Consider the following 25,385-nt stretch of genomic DNA (forward strand, 5'->3'; position numbering starts at 1 on the left):
ACACTCCATTAGGTGCGGCGGGACGTTGTCGCCCCGCCACCCCGGATTCAAATACGCCGTGCGGCGTAACGCTTGAGCATGCTCGGAACATCGAGAATCAGTGCAATGCGGCCGTCACCGGTGATGGTGGCGCCGGACATGCCCGGGGTTCCCTGGAGCATCTTGCCCAATGGCTTGATGACCACTTCTTCCTGACCGACCAGTTGATCGACGACGAAGCCGATCCGCTGGGTGCCCACCGAAAGAATCACCACATGGCCTTCGCGCTGCTCTTCGTGAGCGGCGGAGCTGACCAGCCAGCGCTTGAGGTAGAACAATGGCAGCGCCTTGTCCCGCACGATCACCACTTCCTGGCCGTCCACCACGTTGGTGGTCGACAGGTCGAGGTGGAAGATTTCGTTGACGTTCACCAGCGGGAACGCGAACGCCTGGTTGCCGAGCATCACCATCAGGGTCGGCATGATCGCCAGCGTCAGCGGCACCTTGATGACGATCTTCGAGCCCTGGCCCTTGGTCGAGTAGATGTTGATCGAACCGTTGAGCTGGGAAATCTTGGTCTTCACCACGTCCATGCCGACACCGCGGCCGGACACGTCGGAGATCTCGGTCTTGGTCGAGAAACCCGGGGCGAAAATCAGGTTGTAGCACTCGGTGTCGCTCAGACGATCGGCGGCATCCTTGTCCATCACACCGCGTTTCACGGCGATGGCACGCAGGACGTTCGGGTCCATGCCTTTGCCGTCGTCGGAGATCGACAGCAGGATGTGGTCGCCTTCCTGCTCGGCCGCCAGGATCACCTTGCCGCCACGGGCCTTGCCCGAGGCTTCGCGTTCTTCCGGCGACTCGATGCCGTGGTCGACGGCGTTGCGCACCAAGTGGACCAGCGGGTCGGCCAGTGCCTCGACGAGGTTCTTGTCGAGGTCGGTCTCTTCGCCCACCAGTTCCAGGTTGATCTCTTTCTTGAGCTGGCGTGCCAGGTCGCGAACCAGACGCGGGAAGCGGCCGAAGACTTTCTTGATCGGCTGCATCCGGGTCTTCATCACCGCGGTCTGCAAGTCGGCGGTGACCACGTCGAGGTTCGACACGGCCTTCTGCATCGACTCGTCACCGCTGTTCAGGCCCAGGCGCACCAGACGGTTACGCACCAGCACCAACTCGCCGACCATGTTCATGATTTCGTCGAGACGCGCGGTGTCCACACGCACGGTGGTTTCGGCTTCAGTCGTCGGTTTTTCCGGTGGCGGCGTCGCCGGTGCACGGGCCGGAGCCGGTGCCGCAGCGGCTGGCTTGGCGGGTTCGGCTTTCGGCTCAGGTGTTTTTGCAGCAGGTTTTGCCGCAGCGGCCGGGGCCTTCGCAACTGGCGCTGCAACAGCCGAAGCATTGCCGGCAGTCACGACAGCACCGGTGGCGACGTCAGTGAACTTGCCTTTGCCATGCAGATCGTCAAGCAGCGATTCGAACTCGTGGTCGGTGATCAGATCGCTACCGGCCGCCGCCGCTGCCGGAGCAGCCGTCGCAGGGACCGCAGCAATCGCCGACTCCAGCGCATCGACGGCAAAGTTGCCCTTGCCGTGCAACTGATCGAGCAAGGCTTCGAATTCGTCGTCGGTGATGTCCGAGCTGTCGCCCGCCGCCGGAGCAGCAGGTGCAGCGGCCGCCGGTGCCACGGCGTCGGCCGCGAACTGGCCCTTGCCGTGCAACTGATCGAGCAGCGACTCGAACTCGGCGTCGGTGATTTCATCGCTGGCCGCTTCAACAGAAGCTGGCGCAGCGGCAGCCGCCGGGGCTTCGGCTTCGGCCTTGACGGCGTTCAGCGAGTCCAGCAACTGTTCAAATTCGTTATCGGTGATGTCACCCGAATCGCCTTCGACGACCAGTTCTTCGATCATCTCGGCAACGGGCGAAGCCGGAACTTCATCCGCCGATTGCGGTTCGGCCAGACGCGCCAGGGCGGCCAGCAGTTCCGGGGTGGCGGCAGTGATCGGGCTGCGATCGCGGACTTCGCTGAACATGCTGTTCACCGCGTCCAGCGCTTCGAGCACCACGTCCATCAGTTCTGCATCTACGCGACGCTCACCCTTGCGCAGGATGTCGAACACGTTTTCGGCGATGTGACAGCACTCCACCAGCTCGTTGAGCTGAAGGAAGCCGGCGCCCCCTTTTACAGTGTGGAAACCGCGAAAAATTGCGTTGAGCAGATCTGCGTCATCCGGGCGGCTTTCCAGCTCGACCAGTTGTTCGGACAGTTGCTCAAGAATCTCGCCGGCCTCAACCAGGAAATCCTGAAGGATCTCTTCATCGGCGCCGAAGCTCATTAATGGGGTGCTCCTACAGGTCTAAAAACCCAAAAAAACTCAAAATCCAAGGCTGGATAGCAAATCGTCCACATCGTCCTGACCGGACACAACGTCTTCTCGTTTATCGGCATGAATCTGCGGACCTTCACCCTGCGAGAGATGTTTTTGTGGATCTTTTTCAGCAAGCATCGCCGCACGGTCATGTTCGATGCCCGCAAAGCGGTCCACCTGGCTGGCCATGAGCACGAGTTTGAGCAGGTTGCTTTCGACTTCGGTGACCAATTGGGTCACGCGCTTGATCACCTGGCCAGTGAGATCCTGGTAATCCTGGGCGAGCAGAATGTCGTTCAGATTGCTCGACACGGCGCGGTTGTCCGCGCTGCTGCGTGCCAGAAAACCGTCGACCCGGCGCGCCAGCTCACGGAACTCCTCAGCCCCGACCTCACGGCGCATGAAGCGGCCCCAATCGGCGCTCAAGGCCTGGGCTTCGTCAGCCAGGCCATTGACCACGGGGGTCGCGCTTTCCACCAGATCCATGGTGCGGTTGGCGGCAGCTTCGGTCAGTTTGACCACGTAGCCCAGGCGCTCGGTAGCGTCGGTGATTTGCGACACTTCCTCAGCCTGTGGCATGTGCGGATCGATCTGGAAATTGACGATCGCACTGTGCAGTTCACGCGTGAGCTTGCCCACTTCCTGGTACAGGCCACGGTCACGGGTCTGATTGAGCTCATGGATCAGTTGCACGGCGTCGCCGAACTTGCCTTTTTCAAGGCTTTCGACCAGTTCGACGGCGTGTTTTTTCAGAGTCGACTCGAAGTCGCCCTGTGAAGATTCGTTATGCTCCATAGCTCCCCCGCGCGTCATCAGCCGATGCGTTCGAAAATCTTCTCGATTTTTTCTTTCAGCGCCTGAGCCGTGAAAGGTTTGACCACGTAGCCGTTAACGCCGGCCTGGGCCGCTTCGATAATCTGCTCGCGCTTGGCTTCAGCGGTCACCATCAGCACCGGCAGGTGCTTGAGCTTTTCATCGGCGCGCACGTGGCGCAGCAGGTCGATACCGGTCATGCCGGGCATGTTCCAGTCGGTCACCAGAAAGTCGATGCTGCCGCTGTTGAGCACCGGAATGGCAGTGGTGCCATCGTCGGCTTCAACGGTGTTGGTGAACCCGAGATCTCGCAACAGGTTCTTGATGATCCGCCGCATCGTTGAGAAGTCATCAACGATGAGGATTTTCATGTCTTTGTTCAATTCGACCTCCAAGCAGTCTTAAACGCGCCCAGCACCTGGACGCGCCATTTCAATCAATCCGGCAAAACACTCGATGACTGTCTGGAGCACAACAGAGCAAGACCGGTGCCGTTCACCACCGCACCAGCCTCGTTCGCAGTGTCCCCACACTGCCTTCAGCGCGCTCGCCACTCCCCCAAACGCCCCCGCAAGCGGGCCGCGCACTGGCTGTGTAACTGGCTGACCCGCGATTCACTGACGCCAAGGACTTCACCGATCTCCTTGAGGTTCAGCTCTTCGTCGTAGTACAGCGCCAACACCAGTCGCTCACGCTCCGGCAAATTGGCAATCGCGTCCGCCAGCGCGGCCTGGAAACGTTCGTCTTCCAGATCGCGCGACGGCTCCAGATGAGCACTGGCGCCATCCTCGTGCAGCCCTTCGTGTTCGCCGTCCTGCAACAGGTCGTCGAAACTGAACAGGCGGCTGCCCAGGGTGTCGTTCAAAATCCCGTAGTAATCGTCGAGACTCAATTGGAGTTCGGCCGCAACTTCGTGATCTTTAGCGTCACGGCCGGTTTTAGCTTCAATCGAGCGAATCGCGTCGCTGACCATACGGGTATTGCGGTGAACCGAGCGCGGAGCCCAGTCCCCTTTTCGGACTTCATCGAGCATCGCGCCGCGGATCCGGATGCCCGCGTACGTTTCAAAACTGGCACCCTTGCTGGCGTCATATTTGGTCGAGACTTCGAGCAGGCCGATCATCCCGGCCTGGATCAAGTCTTCGACCTGCACACTGGCCGGCAACCGCGCCAGCAAGTGGTAGGCGATGCGTTTGACCAGTGGCGCGTAACGCTCGATCAACTCGTACTGCGCGTCACGCGCCGACTTCTTGTAGAAATTCATACCGCTGGCGGTCATAGCACAGGTCCTGCCGTTTGCTGCACGAGGCGCTCGACGAAAAATTCGAGGTGGCCGCGCGGGTTGGCGGGCAGCGGCCAGGTGTCGACCTTCTGTGCAATCGCCTTGAACGCCAGTGCGCACTTGGAACGCGGGAAGGCTTCATAGACCGCACGCTGCTTCTGCACCGCCTTGCGCACGCTTTCGTCGTAGGGCACCGCGCCGACGTATTGTAGGGCGACGTCGAGGAAGCGATCCGTGACCTTGGTCAACTTGGCGAACAGATTGCGACCTTCCTGCGGGCTCTGGGCCATGTTGGCCAGGACGCGGAAGCGGTTCATGCCGTAATCGCGGTTGAGCAGTTTGATCAGCGCGTAGGCGTCGGTGATCGAGGTCGGCTCGTCGCAGACCACCAGCAACACTTCTTGCGCTGCGCGCACAAAACTGACTACCGAGTCACCAATACCCGCAGCGGTGTCGATCACCAGCACGTCGAGATTGTCGCCGATGTCGCTGAACGCCTGAATCAGGCCGGCATGCTGGGCCGGGCTCAGGTGAACCATGCTCTGGGTGCCGGAAGCGGCCGGCACGATGCGGATCCCGCCGGGGCCCTGCAACAGCACGTCGCGCAGCTCGCAGCGGCCTTCGATCACGTCGGCCAGGGTTCGTTTGGGTGTGAGGCCCAGCAGAACGTCGACGTTCGCCAGCCCCAGGTCGGCGTCCAGCAGCATGACCCGACGGCCAAGCTCTGCCAGGGCCAGGGACAAGTTCACTGACACATTAGTCTTGCCGACGCCACCTTTGCCGCCGGTCACCGCGATCACCTGTACGGGATGCATGCTGCCCATGTTATTTCTTTACCTTGTCTTGCATAGACGGAGGCCACATTACTGGCTGCGCGTTCACAACCGGAACAATGCGTGGCAGGCCATCGATGTAGGTACGAAAACTGTTCATTACCTCAGCCAACCTGCTTGGTCGGACTGTGGTAGATATCAGCGAACATGTCAGCCATGGCTTCTTCGCTGGGTTCTTCCTGCATTTGCACGCTGACGGCGCGACTGACCAGTTGATGACGCCGCGGCAGATGCAGATCATCCGGAATCCGTGGGCCATCGGTCAGGTAGGCAACCGGCAGTTCGTGACTGATCGCCAGGCTCAACACTTCGCCCAGACTGGCCGTCTCATCCAGTTTAGTCAGGATGCAGCCGGCCAGCCCGCAACGCTTGTAACTGTGATAAGCGGCGGTTAGAACCTGTTTTTGGCTGGTGGTTGCCAGAACCAGATAATTTTTTGACCGAATGCCACGACCGGCCAGACTTTCCAGCTGCATGCGCAGGGCCGGATCGCTGGCCTGCAGGCCGGCGGTATCGATCAGCACCACGCGCTTGCGCAGCAGTGGATCCAGCGCCTGCACCAGGGACTGGCCCGGATCGACGTGGGTCACCGAAACGTTAAGGATGCGGCCCAGCGTCTTGAGCTGCTCCTGCGCGCCGATACGGAAACTGTCCATGCTCACCAGCGCGATGTTCTGCGCGCCGTACTTGAGCACGTAGCGGGCGGCCAGCTTGGCCAGGGTGGTGGTCTTGCCCATGCCGGCAGGACCGACCATCGCAATCACCCCACCCTCTTCCAGCGGCTCGACTTCCGGCACGGCAATCATCCGCGCCAGGTGCGCCAGCAGCATGCGCCAGGCCTGACGCGGTTCGTCGATCTCGGTGATCATCGACAGCAGATCACGGGACAGCGGGCCGGACAGACCAATGCGTTGCAGACGACGGTACAGATTCGCCTGGGCCGGACGACTGCCTTGCAGCTGGTTCCAGGCCAGGGTGCCGAGTTGCACTTCCATCAGTTCGCGCAGGCTGTTGAGCTCGAAACGCATCGAGTCCAGAGCACGCGGGTCAACGCCTGCGGAAACCGCTGCAGGCGCCGGTGCCGGACGAGCCGGAGCTTCGTAGGTCGGTTCGGTCAGCGGCTCGGCAGCGGTCAGCGGCAGGCCGGCCGTCAACGGCAGCCCGGCGAACAACTGGCGATTGGTGTTGCCGTCGGCTTCGCCACGCAGGCTCAGCTCGGCCTGGGCGGTGACAATGCGCGACTGGGTCTTGCGCAGCTCATCCTCGAGTTCCATGTTCGGAACACGCGGGGCCAGCGCAGACAGTTTGTAATCGAGCGCCGCGGTCAGCTCGACGCCGCCAGCGATGCGGCGGTTGCCAATGATGGCGGCATCAGCGCCCAGCTCATCACGAACCAGCTTCATGGCCTGACGCATATCGGCGGCGAAAAAACGCTTAACTTGCATAAACCACTACCTCAGCCGTTGGGCCCTACTGTCGCAACGATGGTCACTTGCTTGTTGTCCGGAATTTCCTGGTAGGCCAGCACATGCAGTCCGGGAACTGCCAGGCGACCAAAGCGCGAGAGCATCGCGCGAACCGGGCCTGCTACCAACAGAATCACCGGCTGACCTTGCATTTCCTGGCGCTGCGCCGCTTCGATCAGCGAACGCTGCAGCTTCTCGGCCATGCTCGGCTCCAGCAGAACGCCCTCTTCCGAGCCTTGTCCTGCCTTCTGCAGACTATTGAGCAATATTTGTTCCAACCTTGGCTCCAGCGTGATAACTGGCAGCTCCGACTCAGTCCCTACAATGCTTTGGACGATGGCGCGCGATACGCCAACCCGCACAGCAGCCACCAAAGCGGCGGTATCTTGACTCTTGGCGGCATTGTTGGCGATGGCCTCGGCAATGCTGCGGATATCGCGCACCGGCACGTGCTCGGCCAGCAACGCCTGCAACACCTTGAGCAGTTGCGACAGCGTGACCACGCCCGGCACCAGCTCTTCAGCCAGTTTCGGCGAGCTCTTGGCCAGCAATTGCATCAATTGCTGCACTTCTTCGTGGCCGATCAGCTCGCTGGAGTGCTTGTACAGAATCTGGTTCAAGTGGGTCGCAACCACGGTACTGGCATCGACCACGGTGTAACCGAGCGATTGCGCCTGGGCGCGCTGGCTGACTTCGATCCACACCGCCTCCAGGCCGAAAGCCGGATCTTTGGCGGTAATGCCGTTGAGCGAGCCGTAGACCTGCCCCGGGTTGATCGCCAGTTCGCGATCCGGGTAGATCTCGGCTTCGGCCAGAATCACGCCCATCAGGGTCAGGCGATAGGCGCTCGGCGCGAGGTCGAGGTTGTCGCGGATGTGCACGGTCGGCATCAGAAAGCCCAGATCCTGCGAGAGCTTCTTGCGCACGCCCTTGATCCGCGCCAGCAATTGCCCGCCCTGGTTGCGGTCCACCAGCGGAATCAGGCGGTAGCCGACTTCCAGGCCGATCATGTCGATCGGGGTCACGTCGTCCCAGCCCAGCTCCTTGGTTTCCATGGCGCGGGCCGGCGACGGCAGCAGTTCCTGTTGACGCTGAACCTCTTGCAGCGCCTGCACTTTGGCGACGTTCTGCTTCTTCCAGAACAGGTAAGCACCACCGGCAGCCAGGGCAGCCATGCTCAGGAACGAGAAGTGCGGCATGCCCGGCACCAGACCCATGACCGCCATCAGACCGGCCGCCACCGCCAGCGCTTTGGGCGAGGCGAACATCTGGCGATTGATCTGCTTGCCCATGTCTTCCGAGCCGGAAGCACGAGTCACCATGATCGCTGCAGCTGTAGATAACAACAGTGATGGCAATTGCGCCACTAAACCGTCACCGATGGTCAGCAAGGCGTAAACCTTGCCCGCGTCGGCGAAAGTCATGTTGTGCTGGAAGATACCGACGGCCATGCCGCCGATCAGGTTGATGAACAGAATCAGCAGGCCGGCGATGGCGTCACCACGGACGAACTTGCTGGCACCATCCATCGAGCCGTAGAACTCTGCCTCTTGAGCCACTTCCTGACGACGGGCCTTGGCCTGCGCCTGGTCGATCAGACCGGCGTTGAGGTCGGCGTCGATCGCCATTTGCTTGCCGGGCATCGCATCGAGGGTGAAGCGAGCGCTCACCTCGGAGATCCGGCCAGCACCCTTGGTCACCACGACGAAGTTGATGATCATCAGGATCGCGAAGACCACGATACCGACCACGTAGTTACCGCCGATCACCACCTCACCGAAGGCCTGGATCACCTTACCGGCGGCGGCGTGGCCGTCCTGACCGTGGAGCATCACCACCCGCGTCGACGCCACGTTCAGCGCCAGTCGCAACAGCGTCGCCACCAGCAGGATCGTCGGGAACACCGCAAAATCCAGCGGCCGCAAGGCGTACACGCAGACCAGCAGCACGACGATCGACAGGGCAATGTTGAAGGTGAAGAACACGTCGAGCAGGAACGGCGGCACCGGCAACATCATCATCGCCAGCATGACCAGCAGCAACAGCGGCACACCCAGATTGCCTCGACTGAGGTCGGCAATGTTCGAGCGAGCACTGTTGATTAACTGAGAGCGATCCACCGGTTTTCCCCGTTCCTTTAAAGCAAACTTTTGACGCCCGAAGCAGGCGCACGGCGGCTACTGCAAGAAGCCTTCCAACTTTTGCCGATGATTGAAACAGAGGGGTTTGGGCGTGTTTTTTCTGCTGGGTGGGATGTCGCTTTCGCTAGAAGTCAGCAAAAACTGCCTTTTAAACTCAGGTGTTTAAAAGACACCTTCAGACACGCCTTACAGGCTACGAATCCTTGCGCCGTTGCCTACGGCTACGCCAGAATCCGCCGGCTTGTGCGCTGTGGGGTCGGGTTCTATTGTGGATCGGTCGCTGACGAATCAGCGATCGGGTTTAGCGACTCGGCTCAATTTAAAGGTGCACCAGCGTGCCAGGCTTCGTTGCGGATCTGTATGTCTGCAATTTCGTTATGGTGGCTGTATGCGGGAGACCCTTGTGGTCTACCGGGTGCCTTTGACCGGTTCGCTAACCTGCGTACAGCCGCCACCCTTCCTGTTTAGCGACTGGATTTGGCGGCTCCACCCCAAAGGAGCTTCACCATGATCAAACCAACACCCAACCCACCCGTAACCGACCCCGCCTCGCCCTACGAATCCGCCGACTCCAGAAAACTTCACGAAGCCGCCGACCGCGCCCTCGACCACTATCTCTGCCCGCCCGGCTCCAGGCCACCACCGCGCAAAACCCGCAGAATGTACGCCGTCACCGCAGACTTCAAAAACGAAGAACTGCTGGCCGATGCCTGCGAAACCCTGGCCTCAGCCAGAACCATCGTCAATGACTTCACCCACCTCATGCCCGCCTCGCAGCGCAGGACGCTGGTGGGGATTGCGCAACTGATCATGCTCGGCGAGCTGGCAGTGAATCGGGTGCTGGATAATCTGGAACTGCCGCCATCGCAGACCTCCGCGTAAAGGCTTGAGAGATGTGTCGCGAAGGCGGCCTCACAGGCAACACAGGTCATCAGGCATAAAAAAAACCGCCACCGGCTGCAACCGGATGGCGGTTTTTTTGCTTCATCACAATCAGGAATCACGCCGCAGATCCGGCGGGATCGGCAGGTCGTCCTTGAGCGGTTCCGGGAACTTGCCCTTGCCCGCGCGGTGCTGGCGGATCTGGTAGACGTAGGCCAGTACCTGGGCGACCGCCAGATACAGCCCCCCAGGGATTTCTTCTTCCAGCTCCGTGGAGTAATAGATCGAACGCGCCAGCGCCGGCGATTCGAGAAGCATGACGTTGTTGGCCACGGCGATTTCGCGGATCTTCAGCGCCAGGAAGTCGCTGCCCTTGGCCAGCAGCATCGGCGCCCCGCCCTTCTCGGCGTCGTACTTGAGCGCCACGGCGTAGTGGGTCGGGTTGGTGATGACCACGTCGGCATCCGGAATCGCCGCCATCATCCGCCGCTGCGACATCTCGCGCTGGAGCTGGCGAATGCGCTGCTTGACCTCCGGCCGACCTTCCTGATCCTTGTGCTCGTCGCGCACTTCCTGCTTGGTCATCTTGAGCTTCTTGATGCTTTCCCAGATCTGCACGGGCACGTCGACGGCGGCGATGATGATCAAACCGCAGGCCAGCCACAGCGAGCTCCAGCCCACCAGTTGCAAGCTGTGAATGATCGCCCGGTCCAGCGGCTCGTGGGCGATGCGCAGCAGGTCGTCGATGTCCGAATTGAGCACCACCAGCGCCACACCCAGCGTGATGAGAAACTTGGCCAGCGCCTTGAGCAGCTCGATCACGGCCTTCATCGAGAACATCCGCTTGAGGCCCGCCGCCGGGTTCATCCGGCTGAACTTGGGCGCCAGCGAACCAGCGGCGAACAGCCACCCACCCAGCGCAATCGGCCCGAGGAAAGCCGCCACCAACAGGGTGATCATGATCGGCTGAATCGCCAGCAAAGCCTGCAATCCGGAACTCATCAGGAACGTCGCCATGGAGCGCTCGTCCATGATCACTTCCCGCGACAGCGTGAAGTTCTGGCGCATCAGGTCCATCAAATCCTGCGCCAGCATCCCGCCAAAAATCAGCAGCGCGGCAGAGCCGGCGAGCATGATCGCCAGCGTGTTGAGCTCCTTGGAGCGCGCAATCTCACCCTTTTCCCGGGAGTCCTTTTTGCGCTTCTCCGTGGGGTCTTCTGTTTTGTCCTGACCGCTTTCGCTCTCAGCCATGACTCAGCGCGCCTTTGCCAGTTCGCGTAAAAACTGCAAGGCCTCGGTGGCCAGCGGTTGATACTGATTGAGAATGTCCGCCATCCCGACCCAGACGATGAACAGGCCGAGTACGAGGGTCAGCGGAAAGCCGATGGAGAAAATGTTCAGCTGTGGCGCGGCGCGGGTCATCACGCCAAAGGCGATGTTGACCACCAGCAGCGCAGTGACCGCCGGCAGCACCAGCAACAACGCGGCGCCCAGCACCCAGCCGAGTTTGCCGGCCAGTTCCCAGTAATGCGTGGTCATCAGCCCGCCGCCGACCGGCAGCGTGGTGAAGCTTTCGGTGAGCACTTCGAAGACCACCAGGTGTCCGTTCATCGACAGGAACAGCAACGTCACCAGCATCGTGAAGAACTGCCCGATCACCGCCACCGACACGCCATTGGTAGGGTCGATCATCGACGCGAAGCCCATGCCCATCTGGATCGCGACGATCTGCCCGGCCACCACGAAAGCCTGAAAGAACAATTGCAGCGAGAAACCCAGCACCGCGCCAACGAGAATCTGCTCGGCGATCAGCAGCAGGCCGCTGAGGTCGAGAGGACTGACCGCCGGCATCGGCGGCAGGTTGGGCGTGATCACCACGGTGATCGCGAAGGCGAAATACAGACGGATCCGCCGGGGCACCAGCGTGGTTCCGAAGACCGGCATCACCATCAACATCGAGGCGACGCGAAACAGCGGCAGCATGAACGTCGCCACCCAGGTACTGATCTGGGTATCGGTCAGCTGAAGCAGCGATTGCATGGCTTAGCCGATGACCATCGGAATGTTTTTGTACAACTGGGTGATGTATTCCATGAACGTCTGCACCAGCCACGGGCCGGCGACGATCAGCGTCACCAGCATCACCAGCAGACGCGGCAGGAAGCTCAGGGTCTGTTCGTTGATCTGGGTCGCGGCCTGGAACATCGACACCAGCAGGCCCACCAACAGACTCGGCACCACCAGAATCGCCACCATCATGGTGGTCAGCCACAGGGCTTCGCGAAAGATGTCGACCGCTACTTCTGGCGTCATGGCGATACACCTCCGAAACTGCTGGCCAGGGTGCCGATGATCAGCGCCCAGCCATCCACCAGCACGAACAGCATGATTTTGAACGGCAGGGAAATGATCAGCGGCGACAGCATCATCATACCCATCGCCATCAGCACGCTCGCCACCACTAGGTCGATGATCAGGAACGGGATGAAGATCATGAAGCCGATCTGGAACGCGGTCTTCAGTTCAGACGTCACGAACGCCGGCACCAGAATGGTCAGCGGCGCCTGATCCGGCGTCGCGATGTCGGTGCGTTTGGACAGGCGCATGAACAGCTCCAGATCGCTGGAGCGGGTCTGGGCGAGCATGAAGTCCTTGATCGGCACCTGGGCCTTTTCCACTGCCTGCTGGGCCGTCAGCTTTTCCGCAAGGTACGGCTGCAAGGCATCGTTGTTCACGCGATCGAACACTGGCGCCATGATGAACAGCGTCAGGAACAGCGCCATGCCGGTGAGGATCTGGTTCGACGGAGTCTGCTGCAGGCCGAGGGCCTGACGCAGGATCGAGAAGACGATGATGATCCGGGTGAAACTGGTCATCAGGATGACGGCGGCCGGAATGAAGCTCAGCGCCGTCATGATCAGCAGGATCTGCAGGCTGACCGAGTACTCCTGCGCGCCCTCGGCGTTGGTGCCCAGGGTGATCGCCGGGATCGACAACGGATCGGCGGCAAATGCCAGCGGCGCGGCCAACATCAAGGCCAGGGTCAAGACGATGCGCAACGCACCCATTACTTCTTATCCTTCTGATCCTTGCCGAGGATCTTCAACAGATGCTGGGCAAATTCCGGTGTCGCTTTGTCGGCGGTGCTCGGCACCTCGACCGGCTCTTTGAGCACGTGCAACGCAGTGATGGTTCCGGGGCTGAGGCCGAGCAGAATCTGCTCGTTGCCGACCTGCACCAGCATCAGACGGTCACGCGGCCCGAGCGCGCGGGAGCCGATCAATTCGATCACCTGCCCCTTGCCGGCGGGACCGGCCTGCTGCACCCGGCGCAGCAGCCAGGCGAGGAAGAAGATCAACCCCAGCACCAGCAACAGACCCAGCACCAGTTGCGTCAGCTGACCGGCCACGCCGCTGTTGACGGCTGGCGCAGCAGCCGCCGCGGTGGTCGCCACCGGCTCGGCCGCCAGCACGCTGAACGGCAACGCCAGCGCCAGACCGAACAAGGCACCCAGAACCTTTTTCACTCAGCGCAGCTTCTTGATGCGTTCGCTCGGGCTGATCACGTCGGTCAGACGGATGCCGAACTTTTCGTTGACCACGACCACTTCACCGTGGGCGATCAGGGTGCCGTTGACCAGCACGTCCAGCGGCTCGCCGGCCAGGCGATCGAGCTCGATCACCGAACCCTGGTTGAGTTGCAGCAGGTTGCGGATGTTGATGTCGGTGCTGCCCACTTCCATCGAGATCGACACCGGGATGTCGAGAATCACGTCCAGGTTCGGGCCGTCGAGGGTCACCGGGTCGTTGTTCTTCGGCACGCTGCCGAACTCTTCCATCGGCAGACGGTTGGAGCTCGAAGTACCTGCGTCGGCGGCCAGCAGCGCGTCGATGTCGGCCTGCCCGGCTTCACCGGTTTCTTCCAGGGCGGCAGCCCATTCATCGGCCAGTGCCTGATCGTCCTGGGTGTTCATATCGTCGTTCATCATTTGTCCTCGGCGGGCAAAAAACCGGTAAAAGAATCAGGGAGTGAGGGCGCCGCTTCAGCGGCGCTCGATCGGCTCGATCACCTGCAACGCAAGGTTGCCTTTGTGCGAGCCCATCTTGACCTTGAAGGCCGGCACGCCGTTGGCGCGCATGATCATGTCTTCCGGCATCTCGACCGGGATCACGTCCCCCGGCTGCATGTGCAGGATGTCGCGCAGTTTCAGCTGGCGACGAGCTACGGTGGCGCCGATCGGCACGTCGACATCCAGCACGTCCTGGCGCAGGGCATTGACCCAGCGCTCGTCCTGGTCGTCGAGGTCCGACTGGAAACCGGCGTCGAGCATTTCGCGCACCGGCTCGATCATCGAGTACGGCATGGTCACGTGCAGATCACCGCCACCGCCGTCGAGTTCGATGTGGAACGTGGAAACCACGATCGCTTCGCTCGGACCGACGATGTTGGCCATGGCCGGGTTCACTTCCGAGTTGATGTACTCGAAGTTGACTTCCATGATCGCCTGCCAGGCTTCTTTCAAATCGACGAACGCCTGCTCCAGCACCATGCGCACCACGCGCAGTTCGGTCGGGGTGAATTCACGCCCTTCGATCTTGGCGTGACGGCCGTCGCCGCCGAAGAAGTTGTCCACCAGCTTGAACACCAGTTTGGCGTCGAGGATGAACAGCGCGGTGCCGCGCAGGGGTTTGATCTTGACCAGGTTGAGGCTGGTCGGCACGTACAGCGAGTGCACGTATTCGCCGAACTTCATCACCTGTACGCCACCGACGGCAACGTCCGCCGAGCGGCGCAGCATGTTGAACATGCTGATGCGGGTGTAGCGGGCAAAACGCTCGTTGATCATTTCCAGAGTCGGCATGCGTCCACGGACGATGCGATCCTGGCTGGTCAGGTCGTAGCTTTTGACACTGCCGGGTTCGGCAGCGTTATCGGTCTGTACCAGACCATCGTCGACGCCATGCAACAGCGCGTCGATTTCATCCTGGGACAGCAGATCCTGCACGGCCATGTCGTGTTCCTACTGCAGTACGAAATTAGTGAAAAGCAACTGTTCGATCACCACTTTGCCCAGCTCTTTCTGCGCCACTTCCTGGACGCTGGCTGTGGCCTTCTGGCGCAACATCTCTTGACCGACCGGGGTCGCCAGCGTGGCGAAATCCTGACCGGAGAAGAGCATCACCAGGTTGTTGCGGATCACCGGCATGTGCACTTTGAGCGCTTCCAGATCCGCCTGATTGCGCGCCAGCATGGTGATGCTCACCTGCATGTAGCGCTGACGGCCGTTCTGGTTGTAGTTGGCCACGAAGGCCGGCGCCATGGGCTCGAAAATCGCCGGTTGCTTGCCGACCGGGGCCGCTTCGGCGGTCGCCGCAGGCTTGCTCTGGGCACTGTGCATGAAGAACCAGGTCGCCCCCACGGACGTGCCGATCGCCAGCAACAGACCCAGCACGATCACGATGATCAGTTTGAGTTTGCCTTTGGTTGCGGGGTCTTTTACTGCTGCAGCTTCGCTCTTCGCCATGCCAATAATCCGTCACTAATCGGGTTTTCACAGTCGCACGGCAAGGCAAGAGCAAGTGTTATGCCAGAAGTGTCGGGAGTCGTGGTGACAACACTAAAGTCAAAAGCAACCCTCACCCCAGCCCTCTCCCGGAGGGAGAGGGGGCCGATCGAGTTGTCTTTTCGTGATATGTCGACCTGAAGCATCGAGTCGATTTGGATTCAGCTCAAAACAATCAGGTTAGCGAGCATCCGGGCATCCCCCAATCAGTTCCCTCTCCCTCTGGGAGAGGGCTAGGGTGAGGGGCTTTTGATTTGATCAGGCGTAGTAGTCGACGGCGCTGGAGCCGATCACGTGAGTGGCAGTAGCTGCCGCTTCAGCCACGGCCGTCGGCGTCAACTCTTCTTCAGCCGAATCCAGGCGACCGCCGGCAGCGCTGGTGCGACCACTCTGCCCCTGCTGCGCCTGTTCCTGGCCCTGGCCCTGGCCCTGCCAGCCACGGTTCTGGTCGGAAACGTTGACGTCGACCTGCCCCATGCCTTGCTGGTTGAACATGTCGCGCAGGCGGTGCATCTGACCGTCGAGGGCTTCACGCACGCTCGGATGCGCGCTCATGAACGTCACCTGGGTCTGCTGGTCCGGCACCATGTTCACCCGGATATCCAGACGCCCAAGCTCCGCTGGCTGCAACTGGATGTCAGCCGCCTTCAGGTTGTTGCTCGACAGGTACATGACCCGGTTGACCACTTCTTCGGTCCAGCCGTTCTGGTGCATGGCAATCGGTTGGTTCACCGGCACCGCGTTGGCGGTTTTCGGCGTGGCAGCCTGGGTCAGCGCCGCCAGACGGTTGGCGAAATCATCCACGCGGGTGTCGCTGGTGGCGGTCTTCAGGTCTTTCAGGCCGTCATCGATCAAACCGCTGAAAGCCTTTTCACCGCCCTGGCTGGTGCTGTCCTTGTCAGCCTGCACATCGAGCATGCTGGCCATGCCGGCAGCGAAGTTCTGCGCCGAGGTCAATTCGCCGTCAGCCTGAGCCTGGGCCGGGGTGGCCTTGGGCTGGGACTGGCTGGAAGCAGAAATGTGACCACTCTGCTCCATGGCCATGCGCACGGCGGGCAGTGAATCGAGCGGATCCGCCTCGGGGTCGAAAGCCGGGTCAGTGGCCGGCGCCGGATCCTTGACCATACCCGGCAATGCCGCCACGGCAGGTTGATCGGTTTCAGGCTTCGCGGCGGTATCGACGACTGGAGTGGCGACTACCGGCGCCGTGACGACCGGCTCTACCGCCGCCACTAACGCCGGGTCCACCGGCGCCGTATCGACAACGGGAGCCGGCGCGGTGTCGGCCGAGTCATCCTCAGTAGCGGTCTTGTCGTCCGTTGCCGGCGTCGCCGGTTTGTCGGCGGGCAAGGGTTTGCCGCTATCGGCAACCGCCGGCTCCGGGGCGGCAGACTGATCCTTGCCGAGGTCTTTCTTGCCGCCGTTGTCGGCCACCTTGTCACGGGCAGGTTTTGCCGAATTGTCGACGGTCACCGAAGGCTTGTTCGAGCCTTGATCGGCAAACACCTGAGCGAAGCTGGAGGCCTTGTCCCCGGGCTCTGCGGCCACTGCCGATGATTTGGCCGAGGCAGCTTGTGCCTTGGCCTGGGCGGCGGTCTGAAGAAGAATGTTGGGGCTTGCAGGCATGGCACGGTCTCCGCTGCACTGGGATCGTAGGTACAGTTGGGATAGATGACTGCAAGTGCCGGGCCAGTTTCGTCAGAAATCCGACAAAACCGCCCGACGGCAGGATCAGTGCGTCAGCGAGCGCTGCCGCTCGGCGACATAAACGGGCCGCACATCGGCGAATTCGCTATGAATATCGGCGACCAGTTTGATGATCTCGGAAGGGCTTTTGTCTTTGGCATGCTGTTCCAGCTCCTGGCACAGCACGGCAAGACGGGTCGCGCCCATGTTGCTGCTGCTGCCCTTGAAGCTGTGCGCAACGGAAGACAATGCGTCGGCATCGGCAGTCTGCTGCAACTCCCGCAGGCGGTTTTCGGAATCGGCGAGGAAGGTATCCAGCAGTTCCGGATAGCTGTCTTCCATCACTTCCCGCAGCGCGCTCAGCGCCTCGTGGTCCACATGTGTATCAGCCACTTGTTCACTCCCTGATCAAGAATGCGCGGATTATGCCAGAGCCTCCCAGAAAAACTCCACGCGAGCACTGCGACCATCGTCTGACCAGCTGGCATTTCGGGCCAATTGCCGGATAAGGCTGACTCCGCGTCCCGACAGACGGACACCGTCCAGCGGCCGCTCCATCACGCGCGAGACATCGAATCCCTGGCCGCTGTCTTCGACCCGCACCACCAGACAACCGCCCTCGCCTTCCGGCCGCACCTGCAAATGCACGCGCACATAACCGTCCTGCAAGGCTTCGAGACGGGCATTGCGCTGCTCGTAATATCGGGCGAAACCCGACGCATCGCGCTTGAGGCTCGAATCCAGGCCCAGCACGCCATGCTCCAGCGCGTTGGAATAAAGCTCGGCCAGCACGCTGTACAGTGCGCCACTCTGCGCCCGCAATCCATGCACCTCAAGCAGTAACTGCAACAGGTAAGGCAGCGGATTGAAGCGCTTGAGCGTGGCACCGCGAAATTCGAAGCTCACCGACCAGTCCAGCGGACAGGACTGACCACTGTCCGAATACACCGGCGCCGGCGGGTTGACCTGCTCGGCTTCCAGCAGGCTGACCTCGACCATGCTCACATCGTCCCGGGCCTCTCCGCGAAAGTCCTGCAGCGCCTGCTCGATGTCCTCGAACAGCCGATCCGGCTGGCGATTGGCGGCGAACACCTTGTGCAAGCGCTCGACACCGAACAGCTGGTCGTTGGCATCGCAGGTGTCGATGACCCCGTCGGAGAGCAGAAACACCCGATCGCCCACCGCCATCGAGTGAACCTCGGTGCGGTCATCGAAGGTCTGCGGGCTGAGCACACCCAGCGGCAAGTGGCGCGCCGCCAGTGGCTTGCGCTCCCCGGTGGCGAGGCAATGCAGATAGCCGTCGGGCATGCCGCCGTTCCAGACTTCCACCGAGCGCCGCTGAAAACTCAGGCACAACAGCGTCGCGCAGCAGAACATGTCCACCGGCAGGATGCGCTTGAGCTTGGCATTCATTTCCCGCAGGGTTTCGGCCAGGCCGTAACCCTTGGCAGTCATGCCGTAGAACACCTCGGCCAGCGGCATCGCGCCGACCGCCGCCGGCAAGCCGTGACCGGTAAAGTCACCGAGCAACACATGCATGTCGCCGGCCGGGGTGTACGCGGCCAACAGCAGATCGCCGTTGAACAGCGCATAGGGCGATTGCAGGTAACGGATGTTCGGCGCGCTCAGGCAGCCGGAATGCGCGACCTTGTCGAACACGGCCTTGGCGACCCGCTGCTCGTTGAGCAGATACTCGTGGTGTTTGGCGATCAGGTCGCGCTGCTGAAGAACCGTGGCCTGCAAACGCCGCAAGCGATCCATCGCCTTGATTTTGGCGGCGAGGATCACCTGGTTGTAGGGCTTCGCCAGAAAGTCGTCACCGCCGGCCTCAAGACAACGAGCCAGGGCTTCGCTTTCCGTCAACGAGGTGAGGAAGATGATCGGCACCAGGTTCTCACCCGCCAGCTTCTTGATCTGCCGTGCGGCTTCGAACCCGTCCATCACCGGCATCATGGCGTCCATCAACACCAGATGCGGCTTTTGCCGGATAAATGCCTCGACCGCCTCCGCTCCGTGGGTGGCCGTCAGCACTTCGTGCCCCTGACGACGGACGATGGTCGACAACAACAGCCGGTCAGCGGCGCTGTCTTCGGCGATCAGGATCGTCAGCGGCTCTTGCGGCTGCATGGCCGTCAACTGATGTCGAACAGTTTGTCGAAGTTGGAGATGGCGAGAATCTTCTTCACATCTGAACTGCTGTTGACCACACGGATTTCCGAATCGTCGCCACCGACGTGATCACGCAGCAGAAGCAGCATGCCGAGGGCCGAACTGTCGAGATAGGTCGCCTCCTTGAGGTCGACAATCACCGATTCGGGCTGCTCTTTTTCGTAGGATTGGCGAAATTCCTGATGCTTGGCGAAATCGAATCGCCCCTTGACCGAAATCGTCAGTTTTTTCTTGTCCGCAGAAACTTCTGTAACGACTGACATGTACTGGCTTCCTTGTCATTGACGAACCTGTACAAGGTTTAGCACTTGGAGGGGCCATGGGCAAGGTGCGATGGCGTCGGGATTTGTGCGAGATCTGCCCGTCAAAATGCCTCGTGGCGCGGCAAACGCTGGGACAACTCGTCGAGCAGCTTCTGTTCGCGCTTGTCTTCGGCACGCTGGGCTTCGTCGCGGTAGCGTTGTACAAGTTTGCGCAGACCTTCGACCCGGGCGAATGCCTGTTGCCAGGCATCACGGGCCTTGTCCAGATTGTTCTGGTGCCACTGCAGACTTTGGCGCTGCTGATCGACGGCGGTGTCGAGTTGCGCCAGAAAGCCCTGAAAACCCAGCAGCCATTGACCGGTCACACCGGTGCTGCCGCGCACGATCCACTGCTGCGAGTAATCCAGACGAAAGGCGTTGAGGTCGGCGAGTTTGCTCTCGGCGACTTTCACCTGCCCCTGAAAATAACCCAAGCGCTGCACGGCGGTTTTTTCGGCCTTTTCGGCCATGTCCACCACCGGCGCCAGACGCGCGGCGCGACTCAGGGCCATGACCGGTTACCCGCCGGCCGCCGGGGCGAAAATCGTTTCGAGGTACGCCTCGCTTTCACCCAGGCTGATTTTGTCGTTGAGCCCCTGACGCAGGTATCTGACCAGTTGTGGTTGCAGATTGATGGCAAGGTCAGTCTCGCGGTCACCGCCAGCGACATAGGCGCCGACGCTGATCAGGTCGCGGCTCTGCTGATAGCGCGACCACAGCTGTTTGAAGTATTGAGCGCGCTGCATGTGTTCCGGCGCCACGACTGCCGGCATCACCCGGCTGATCGAGGCTTCGATGTCGATGGCCGGGTAATGACCCTCCTCGGCCAGCCGCCGCGACAGCACGATATGCCCGTCGAGTACCCCCCGCGCGGAGTCGGCGATCGGATCCTGCTGGTCATCGCCTTCGGACAATACGGTGTAGAACGCGGTGATCGAACCCCCGCCCTTCTCCGCGTTACCGGCACGCTCCACCAGTTTCGGCAGTTTGGCGAATACCGACGGCGGATAACCCTTGGTCGCCGGCGGCTCACCGATGGCCAGGGCGATTTCCCGCTGGGCCTGGGCGAAACGGGTCAGGGAATCCATCAGCAACAGGACGTTCTTGCCCTTGTCGCGGAAATACTCGGCGATCCGCGTGCAGTACATCGCCGCACGCAGACGCATCAGCGGCGCATCGTCCGCCGGCGACGCGACCACCACGGAGCGCTTGAGGCCTTCTTCACCGAGGATGTGCTCGATGAATTCCTTAACCTCACGACCCCGCTCGCCGATCAGGCCGACGACGATGATGTCGGCCTCGGTGAAGCGGGTCATCATGCCCAGCAACACCGACTTACCGACACCGGTACCGGCGAACAGACCCAGACGCTGACCACGACCGACCGTCAACAAACCGTTGATGCTACGAATGCCGACATCCAGCGGCACGCTGATCGGGTCACGATTGAGCGGGTTGATGGTCGGGCCGTCCATCGGCACCCAGTCTTCGGCCTTCATGCCGCCCTTGCCGTCCAGCGCACGTCCGGCGCCGTCCAGCACGCGACCGAGCATGCTCATGCCCATCGGCAGGCGGCCGGTATCGGCCAGCGGTACCACGCGGGCGCCCGGGGCAATGCCGGCCACGCTGCCGACCGGCATCAGAAATACCTTGCTGCCGGAGAAGCCCATCACTTCGGCTTCCACCTGGGACGGGTGATAGGTGTCGTCGTTGATCACCATGCAGCGGGTGCCCATGGCGGCGCGCAGGCCTTCGGCTTCCAGCGTCAGGCCGACCATGCGCAAAAGGCGCCCTTCGAGGATCGGCGCACCGGCGATTTCGGTGGCCTCGGCGTAAGTGCTCAGGCGCTTGGCGAAACTGGTGCGTTCAAGGCGCATCGGGGGCGTCCGCGAGCGGCTCTTTTGCGACCGGTGCCGGTTTGGGTGTTTCCGGCAGGTCCAGGCTCAGGTCCGGCTCGGCCGGGTGCAGGGCCTGTTCGTGCAACTGGTCGAACAGCTTGGCCATGACCTGGCTGACGCGGGTTTCGATGCTGGCATCGATCCGGCTGTGGTCGGTCTCGACCCGGCAACCGCCCGGCAGCAGGGATTCGTCCTCTACGATGCGCCAGGTTTCCTCATGACGTTCGCGCAGGGCTTTGACCTGTTCGAAATCCTGCGGATTGACGTACAGCCGCACATTGCCCACGCCCAACGGCAACAGCTTGAGCGCGTCGCGCATGACGTGTTCGATCTGCGTCGAGTCGATGGCCAGCTCACGCTGAATTACCTGTTTGGCGATGTGCTGCACGAGGTCGACCAGCGACTTTTCGATCTGGGTGTCTTGCTCGGCGATGGGCTCGAACAGGTGCGCCATCAATTGCTCAAGGCTCTCGACCTTGGCCGTCAGGACCACTTCGGCTTCCTGGCGCACCTTGAGGGTGGCGCTGTGAAAGCCTTCCTTTTCACCGATGGCGAAGCCCTCGTTGTAGGCCTCCTGACGGATGCTTTCGAGCTCTTCCAGCGTCAGTGGCTGGACTTCCTCCAGCGGCACCTCTTCCATTTCCGGCGGTTCAGGCTCCGGTTCCGGCTCGGGCTCAGGTTTCGGCGGGTCGAAGCTGGGCAACGCCCAAGATTCGAAACCGCGGACGTCCCGGGCACGGATCAGGTCCGTCACATCGTCGTCATGCTTGTCCATGGGCTTAGATCATTTCCTCGCTGCCCTTGCCACCGAGCACGATTTCTCCGGCTTCGGCCATACGGCGGGCGATGGTGAGGATTTCCTTCTGTGCGGTCTCCACGTCGCTGACGCGCACCGGGCCCTTGGCCTCGAGGTCGTCGCGCAGCAGTTCGGCGGCACGCTTGGACATGTTCTTGAAGATCTTCTCCTTGACGCCTTCGTCCGAACCCTTGAGGGCCAGCACCAGCACATCGGAAGACACTTCGCGCAACAGCGCCTGGATACCGCGATCGTCGACATCGGCCAGGTTGTTGAACACGAACATGAGGTCTTCGATCTGACCGGACAGGTCTTCGTCGACTTCGCGGATCGAGTCCATGAGCTGGCCTTCGATCGAGCTGTCGAGGAAGTTCATGATGTCCGCCGCCCGCTTGATGCCACCCAGGGTGGTGCGCGAGGCATTCGAGTTGCCGGAGAACTGCTTCTCGAGGATCTGGTTCAATTCTTTCAGTGCCGCCGGCTGCACGGTGTTCAACGACGAGACGCGCAGGATGATGTCCAGACGCACCTTGTGGTCGAAGTTACCCAGCACTTCACCGGCCTGATCCGGATCGAGGTACGCGACCACGATCGCCTGGATCTGCGGGTGCTCGTAACGGATCACGTCGGCAACGGCGCGCGGCTCCATCCATTTCAGGCTGTCGAGGCCACTGGTGTTGCCGCCCAGCAGAATGCGGTCGATCAGGCCGTTGGCCTTGTCTTCACCCAGGGCCTGGGTGAGCATTTTGCGCACGTAGTCGTCGGAGCCGACGCCCAGGCTGGTCTGGTCGCCGACGATGTCGACGAACTCGCTCATGACCTGCTCGACCTGCTCACGGTGGACGTTGCCCATCTGGGCCATGGCCACGCCGACTCGCTGGACCTCTTTGGGGCCCATGTGGCGCAGCACTTGTGCGGCATCGGTCGAACCCAGGGACAGCAGCAGAATCGCGGCTTTATCGACCCGGGACAGTTTGGCGACGGCGGCTCGGTTATCACTCATCTGCGTTAATCCACTCTTTCACGACCTGGGCCACACGACCCGGGTCTTCTGCCACCAGACTCTTGATTGCGTTCAACTGAGCGTCATAACCCTCGCTCGGGCTCGGCAGCAGAATGCTGGTCGGGCCGCCGAGGCTGACGCGATCGTTGGACAGTTCACCGTCCAGACCGCCCATGCCGCCGAGTTCCATGTCGCCGCCCAGACCGGCCAGCTCCTTGCTTTTGCCGCCACCGGTGATGTTGTTGAGCACCGGACGCAGCACGCCGAACACCAGCACCAGGATGAACAACACACCCAGCACTTGTTTGACGATGTCCCAGAACCATGGCTGGGAGTAGAACGGAATGTCGGCGATCACTTCGCCGCGCTCGGCGGAGAACGGCATGTTGATCACGCTGACGCTGTCGCCACGGCTGGCGTCGAAGCCGACGGCGTCCTGTACCAGACGGGTGAAGCGCGCCAATTCGTCGGCGCTCCAAGGCGCGCGAGTCGTTTCGCCGTTGGCCGGGTTGATCTTGACCTGATCGTCCACCACCACCGACACCGACAGGCGATTCAGGCGACCCTGCTGCTGTTTGGTGTGGCTGATGGAACGGTCGAGTTCGAAGTTCTTGGTGGATTGTTGACGCTTGTCCGCCGGGTACGGCGCGAGCATCGGCTGGCCGGTGGCCGGGTCCATGATCTGCTGACCGTTGGCATCAACCAGTGGCTGGCCTGGCTGCACCATGCTCGCCGAAGTTGCTGCGCCGCCGGTGGTTTGTGGCGCCGAGGCTGGCGATGGCGGCTGGTTGCTCAGGGCACCCGGTACGCCTTGCGGGCCGTTGCTGGCGGTGCGTTGTTCGTTGACCGACTGTTCGCTGCGCAGGGCCGGTTGATCCGGGTTGAACTGCTCGGCGGTCGACTCGACGGCACTGAAATCGACGTCGGCCGAGACTTCAGCCTTGTAGCGATCGTTGCCCAGTACCGGTTGCAGAATGTTGTGCACGCGCTGGGTGAGCATGCTTTCCATGCGGCGGCTGTAGTCGAACTGCTTGCCGGCCATGGTCATTTCGGAGTTTTCCGCCTGATCCGACAGCAGGTTGCCCTTCTGGTCGACGACGGTGATCTGCGATTTGCTCAACTCGGGAACGGAAGTGGCCACCAGGTTGATGATGGCAACCACCTGGCCCGGCTCCAGCGAACGACCGGAGTACAGCTCGACCAGTACCGAAGCGCTTGGCTTGCGTTCGTCACGCACGAATACCGAACTTTTCGGGATCGCCAGGTGAACGCGCGCGCCCTTGACGTTGTTCAGGCTGGAAATGGTGCGAGCCAGTTCACCTTCGAGGCCGCGACGATAACGGGTCGCTTCCATGAACTGGCTGGTGCCCAGACCCTGTTCCTTGTCGAGGATTTCAAAACCGATGTTGCCGTCGCTAGGAGTGACACCAGCGGCCGCGAGCTTGAGCCGCGCACGGGACAGGTCATCGGCCTTGACCAGCAAGGCGCCGGAATTCGGTTCGACGGTGTAGGGAATGTCAGCGGAGGCCAGGGTGTCCATGACCTGCTTGGCGTCCATGCCGGCAAGGCTGCCGTACAGAGGCCGGTAATCCGGTTGCTGCGACCACAGCACCACGGCAAAGCCAATCGCCACGCTCGCGGCCAGGCCGACCAACAGGCCCACCTGACGCAGCACGGTCATCTCGGAGAGGTTTACCAGGAAGGACAGGCCGAACAACGGCGGTTTGCCGTCTATCGGGGTGGCCTTGGCCGGAACGTTATCGGCGACTGCTTCTGCCATGACTCAATCTCGTCCTTAAACCGGCATCTGCATGATGTCTTGATAAGCCTGCACCAGCTTGTTGCGCACCTGGGTCAGAGCCTGGAACGAAACGCTGGCCTTTTGCGAGGCAATCATCACGTCCGTCAGATCGACGCCGCTCTTGCCGATTTCGAACGCGTTGGCCAATTGGCTCGACGCCTGTTGGGTATCGTTCACTTTGTTGATGGCCTGACCAAGCATGTCGGAAAAGTTGCTGCCTGCCAGTTCCGGGACAGCGGAAGTCGATTTCGGCTTCGACATGGCGTCCATTTGCATGGCCTTCATGTCCATCATCAACCGATTAAATTCAATACCTTGGCTCATGGTCTACTCTCTTGGGCGCCCCGCAATTTTTTGACACTCACTCGGCGGGTACTCAGGTGTTAGCAACAACGGTGCCAG

General features: G+C 61.4%; 26 protein-coding genes. 1 reads left to right on the forward strand and 25 read right to left on the reverse strand.

Annotation, left to right across the window (positions count from 1 at the left end):
* Positions 1-47: 47 nt before the first annotated feature.
* The 7 genes from JKA62_RS21600 to flhA form a co-directional block, all read right to left on the reverse strand.
* Positions 48-2,315: a chemotaxis protein CheA gene (locus tag JKA62_RS21600; protein WP_201819364.1), complete on the reverse strand. Its 2,268-nt coding sequence runs from the start codon at positions 2,313-2,315 to the stop codon at positions 48-50.
* A gap of 39 nt (positions 2,316-2,354) precedes the next feature.
* Positions 2,355-3,143 (reverse strand): protein phosphatase CheZ, encoded by a 789-nt coding sequence (locus JKA62_RS21605; RefSeq protein ID WP_011333071.1) that lies wholly within the window; start codon positions 3,141-3,143, stop codon positions 2,355-2,357.
* Positions 3,144-3,160: 17 nt separating this feature from the next.
* The gene (locus tag JKA62_RS21610; RefSeq protein WP_003183998.1) at positions 3,161-3,532 is read right to left on the reverse strand and encodes a chemotaxis response regulator CheY; all 372 of its coding nucleotides are present in this window, start codon (positions 3,530-3,532) and stop codon (positions 3,161-3,163) included.
* Positions 3,533-3,699: 167 nt separating this feature from the next.
* Complete coding sequence (fliA, locus tag JKA62_RS21615) at positions 3,700-4,440, reverse strand: RNA polymerase sigma factor FliA (RefSeq protein WP_011333070.1); 741 nt, start codon at positions 4,438-4,440, stop codon at positions 3,700-3,702.
* Entirely contained in the window at positions 4,437-5,267 is an 831-nt protein-coding gene (gene fleN, locus JKA62_RS21620; protein WP_003222917.1) for a flagellar synthesis regulator FleN, read from the reverse strand. The genes fliA and fleN overlap by 4 nt, the downstream gene beginning before the upstream one ends.
* A 113-nt stretch (positions 5,268-5,380) precedes the next feature.
* Complete coding sequence (flhF, locus tag JKA62_RS21625) at positions 5,381-6,721, reverse strand: flagellar biosynthesis protein FlhF (RefSeq protein ID WP_007951958.1); 1,341 nt, start codon at positions 6,719-6,721, stop codon at positions 5,381-5,383.
* Between the two features lie 11 nt (positions 6,722-6,732).
* A complete protein-coding gene (flhA, locus tag JKA62_RS21630) occupies positions 6,733-8,862 on the reverse strand; it encodes a flagellar biosynthesis protein FlhA (RefSeq protein ID WP_011333069.1) in 2,130 nt (709 codons plus the stop codon).
* 528 nt (positions 8,863-9,390) lie between these two features.
* Between flhA and JKA62_RS21635 the strand changes: the two genes are divergently transcribed.
* A complete protein-coding gene (locus tag JKA62_RS21635; RefSeq protein ID WP_201819367.1) occupies positions 9,391-9,765 on the forward strand; it encodes a DUF6124 family protein in 375 nt (124 codons plus the stop codon).
* A gap of 111 nt (positions 9,766-9,876) precedes the next feature.
* Here JKA62_RS21635 and flhB read toward each other — a convergent pair whose 3' ends face one another.
* The 18 genes from flhB to fliE all read right to left on the reverse strand — a co-directional run bounded on the left by flhB (position 9,877) and on the right by fliE (position 25,307).
* Positions 9,877-11,016, reverse strand: a complete 1,140-nt coding sequence (gene flhB / locus JKA62_RS21640; RefSeq protein WP_201819369.1) for a flagellar biosynthesis protein FlhB — start codon at positions 11,014-11,016, stop codon at positions 9,877-9,879.
* Between the two features lie 3 nt (positions 11,017-11,019).
* Positions 11,020-11,805, reverse strand: coding sequence for a flagellar biosynthetic protein FliR (gene fliR, locus JKA62_RS21645; RefSeq protein ID WP_201819372.1), 786 nt, complete (start codon positions 11,803-11,805; stop codon positions 11,020-11,022).
* A gap of 3 nt (positions 11,806-11,808) precedes the next feature.
* Positions 11,809-12,078 carry a flagellar biosynthesis protein FliQ gene (gene fliQ, locus JKA62_RS21650; RefSeq protein WP_007951951.1) on the reverse strand — a complete coding sequence of 90 codons (270 nt, stop codon included), beginning with the start codon at positions 12,076-12,078 and terminating at the stop codon, positions 11,809-11,811.
* A complete protein-coding gene (gene fliP / locus JKA62_RS21655; RefSeq protein WP_007951950.1) occupies positions 12,075-12,833 on the reverse strand; it encodes a flagellar type III secretion system pore protein FliP in 759 nt (252 codons plus the stop codon). The genes fliQ and fliP overlap by 4 nt, the downstream gene beginning before the upstream one ends.
* Complete coding sequence (gene fliO, locus JKA62_RS21660; protein ID WP_007951949.1) at positions 12,833-13,291, reverse strand: flagellar biosynthetic protein FliO; 459 nt, start codon at positions 13,289-13,291, stop codon at positions 12,833-12,835. The genes fliP and fliO overlap by 1 nt, the downstream gene beginning before the upstream one ends.
* On the reverse strand, positions 13,292-13,750 hold the full coding sequence (gene fliN, locus JKA62_RS21665; RefSeq protein WP_011333057.1) for a flagellar motor switch protein FliN: 459 nt from the start codon (positions 13,748-13,750) through the stop codon (positions 13,292-13,294). It lies immediately after the preceding gene.
* Between the two features lie 57 nt (positions 13,751-13,807).
* Entirely contained in the window at positions 13,808-14,776 is a 969-nt protein-coding gene (gene fliM / locus JKA62_RS21670; protein ID WP_003222890.1) for a flagellar motor switch protein FliM, read from the reverse strand.
* Positions 14,777-14,785: 9 nt separating this feature from the next.
* Positions 14,786-15,289 (reverse strand): flagellar basal body-associated protein FliL, encoded by a 504-nt coding sequence (gene fliL / locus JKA62_RS21675; protein WP_011333056.1) that lies wholly within the window; start codon positions 15,287-15,289, stop codon positions 14,786-14,788.
* 297 nt (positions 15,290-15,586) lie between these two features.
* Entirely contained in the window at positions 15,587-16,954 is a 1,368-nt protein-coding gene (locus JKA62_RS21680; RefSeq protein ID WP_201819374.1) for a flagellar hook-length control protein FliK, read from the reverse strand.
* 105 nt (positions 16,955-17,059) lie between these two features.
* Positions 17,060-17,407: an Hpt domain-containing protein gene (locus tag JKA62_RS21685; RefSeq protein ID WP_007951942.1), complete on the reverse strand. Its 348-nt coding sequence runs from the start codon at positions 17,405-17,407 to the stop codon at positions 17,060-17,062.
* Between the two features lie 30 nt (positions 17,408-17,437).
* Complete coding sequence (locus JKA62_RS21690; protein WP_201819376.1) at positions 17,438-19,141, reverse strand: ATP-binding SpoIIE family protein phosphatase; 1,704 nt, start codon at positions 19,139-19,141, stop codon at positions 17,438-17,440.
* A 5-nt stretch (positions 19,142-19,146) separates the two neighbouring features.
* On the reverse strand, positions 19,147-19,446 hold the full coding sequence (locus tag JKA62_RS21695) for an STAS domain-containing protein (RefSeq protein ID WP_011333053.1): 300 nt from the start codon (positions 19,444-19,446) through the stop codon (positions 19,147-19,149).
* A 101-nt stretch (positions 19,447-19,547) separates the two neighbouring features.
* The gene (fliJ, locus tag JKA62_RS21700) at positions 19,548-19,997 is read right to left on the reverse strand and encodes a flagellar export protein FliJ (protein ID WP_011333052.1); all 450 of its coding nucleotides are present in this window, start codon (positions 19,995-19,997) and stop codon (positions 19,548-19,550) included.
* A gap of 6 nt (positions 19,998-20,003) precedes the next feature.
* Positions 20,004-21,362, reverse strand: coding sequence for a flagellar protein export ATPase FliI (fliI, locus tag JKA62_RS21705; RefSeq protein WP_011333051.1), 1,359 nt, complete (start codon positions 21,360-21,362; stop codon positions 20,004-20,006).
* Positions 21,352-22,158, reverse strand: a complete 807-nt coding sequence (gene fliH / locus JKA62_RS21710; protein WP_201819378.1) for a flagellar assembly protein FliH — start codon at positions 22,156-22,158, stop codon at positions 21,352-21,354. Before fliH ends, fliI begins: the two co-directional genes overlap by 11 nt.
* Positions 22,159-22,162: 4 nt before the next feature.
* Positions 22,163-23,182, reverse strand: a complete 1,020-nt coding sequence (gene fliG / locus JKA62_RS21715; RefSeq protein WP_201819381.1) for a flagellar motor switch protein FliG — start codon at positions 23,180-23,182, stop codon at positions 22,163-22,165.
* Positions 23,175-24,962, reverse strand: coding sequence for a flagellar basal-body MS-ring/collar protein FliF (gene fliF / locus JKA62_RS21720; protein WP_201819384.1), 1,788 nt, complete (start codon positions 24,960-24,962; stop codon positions 23,175-23,177). The genes fliG and fliF overlap by 8 nt, the downstream gene beginning before the upstream one ends.
* A 15-nt stretch (positions 24,963-24,977) precedes the next feature.
* Positions 24,978-25,307 carry a flagellar hook-basal body complex protein FliE gene (gene fliE / locus JKA62_RS21725; RefSeq protein ID WP_201819386.1) on the reverse strand — a complete coding sequence of 110 codons (330 nt, stop codon included), beginning with the start codon at positions 25,305-25,307 and terminating at the stop codon, positions 24,978-24,980.
* Positions 25,308-25,385 lie beyond the last annotated feature (78 nt).

Source organism: Pseudomonas sp. B7 (assembly GCF_016735645.1).
Lineage (GTDB): Bacteria > Pseudomonadota > Gammaproteobacteria > Pseudomonadales > Pseudomonadaceae > Aquipseudomonas > Aquipseudomonas glycinae.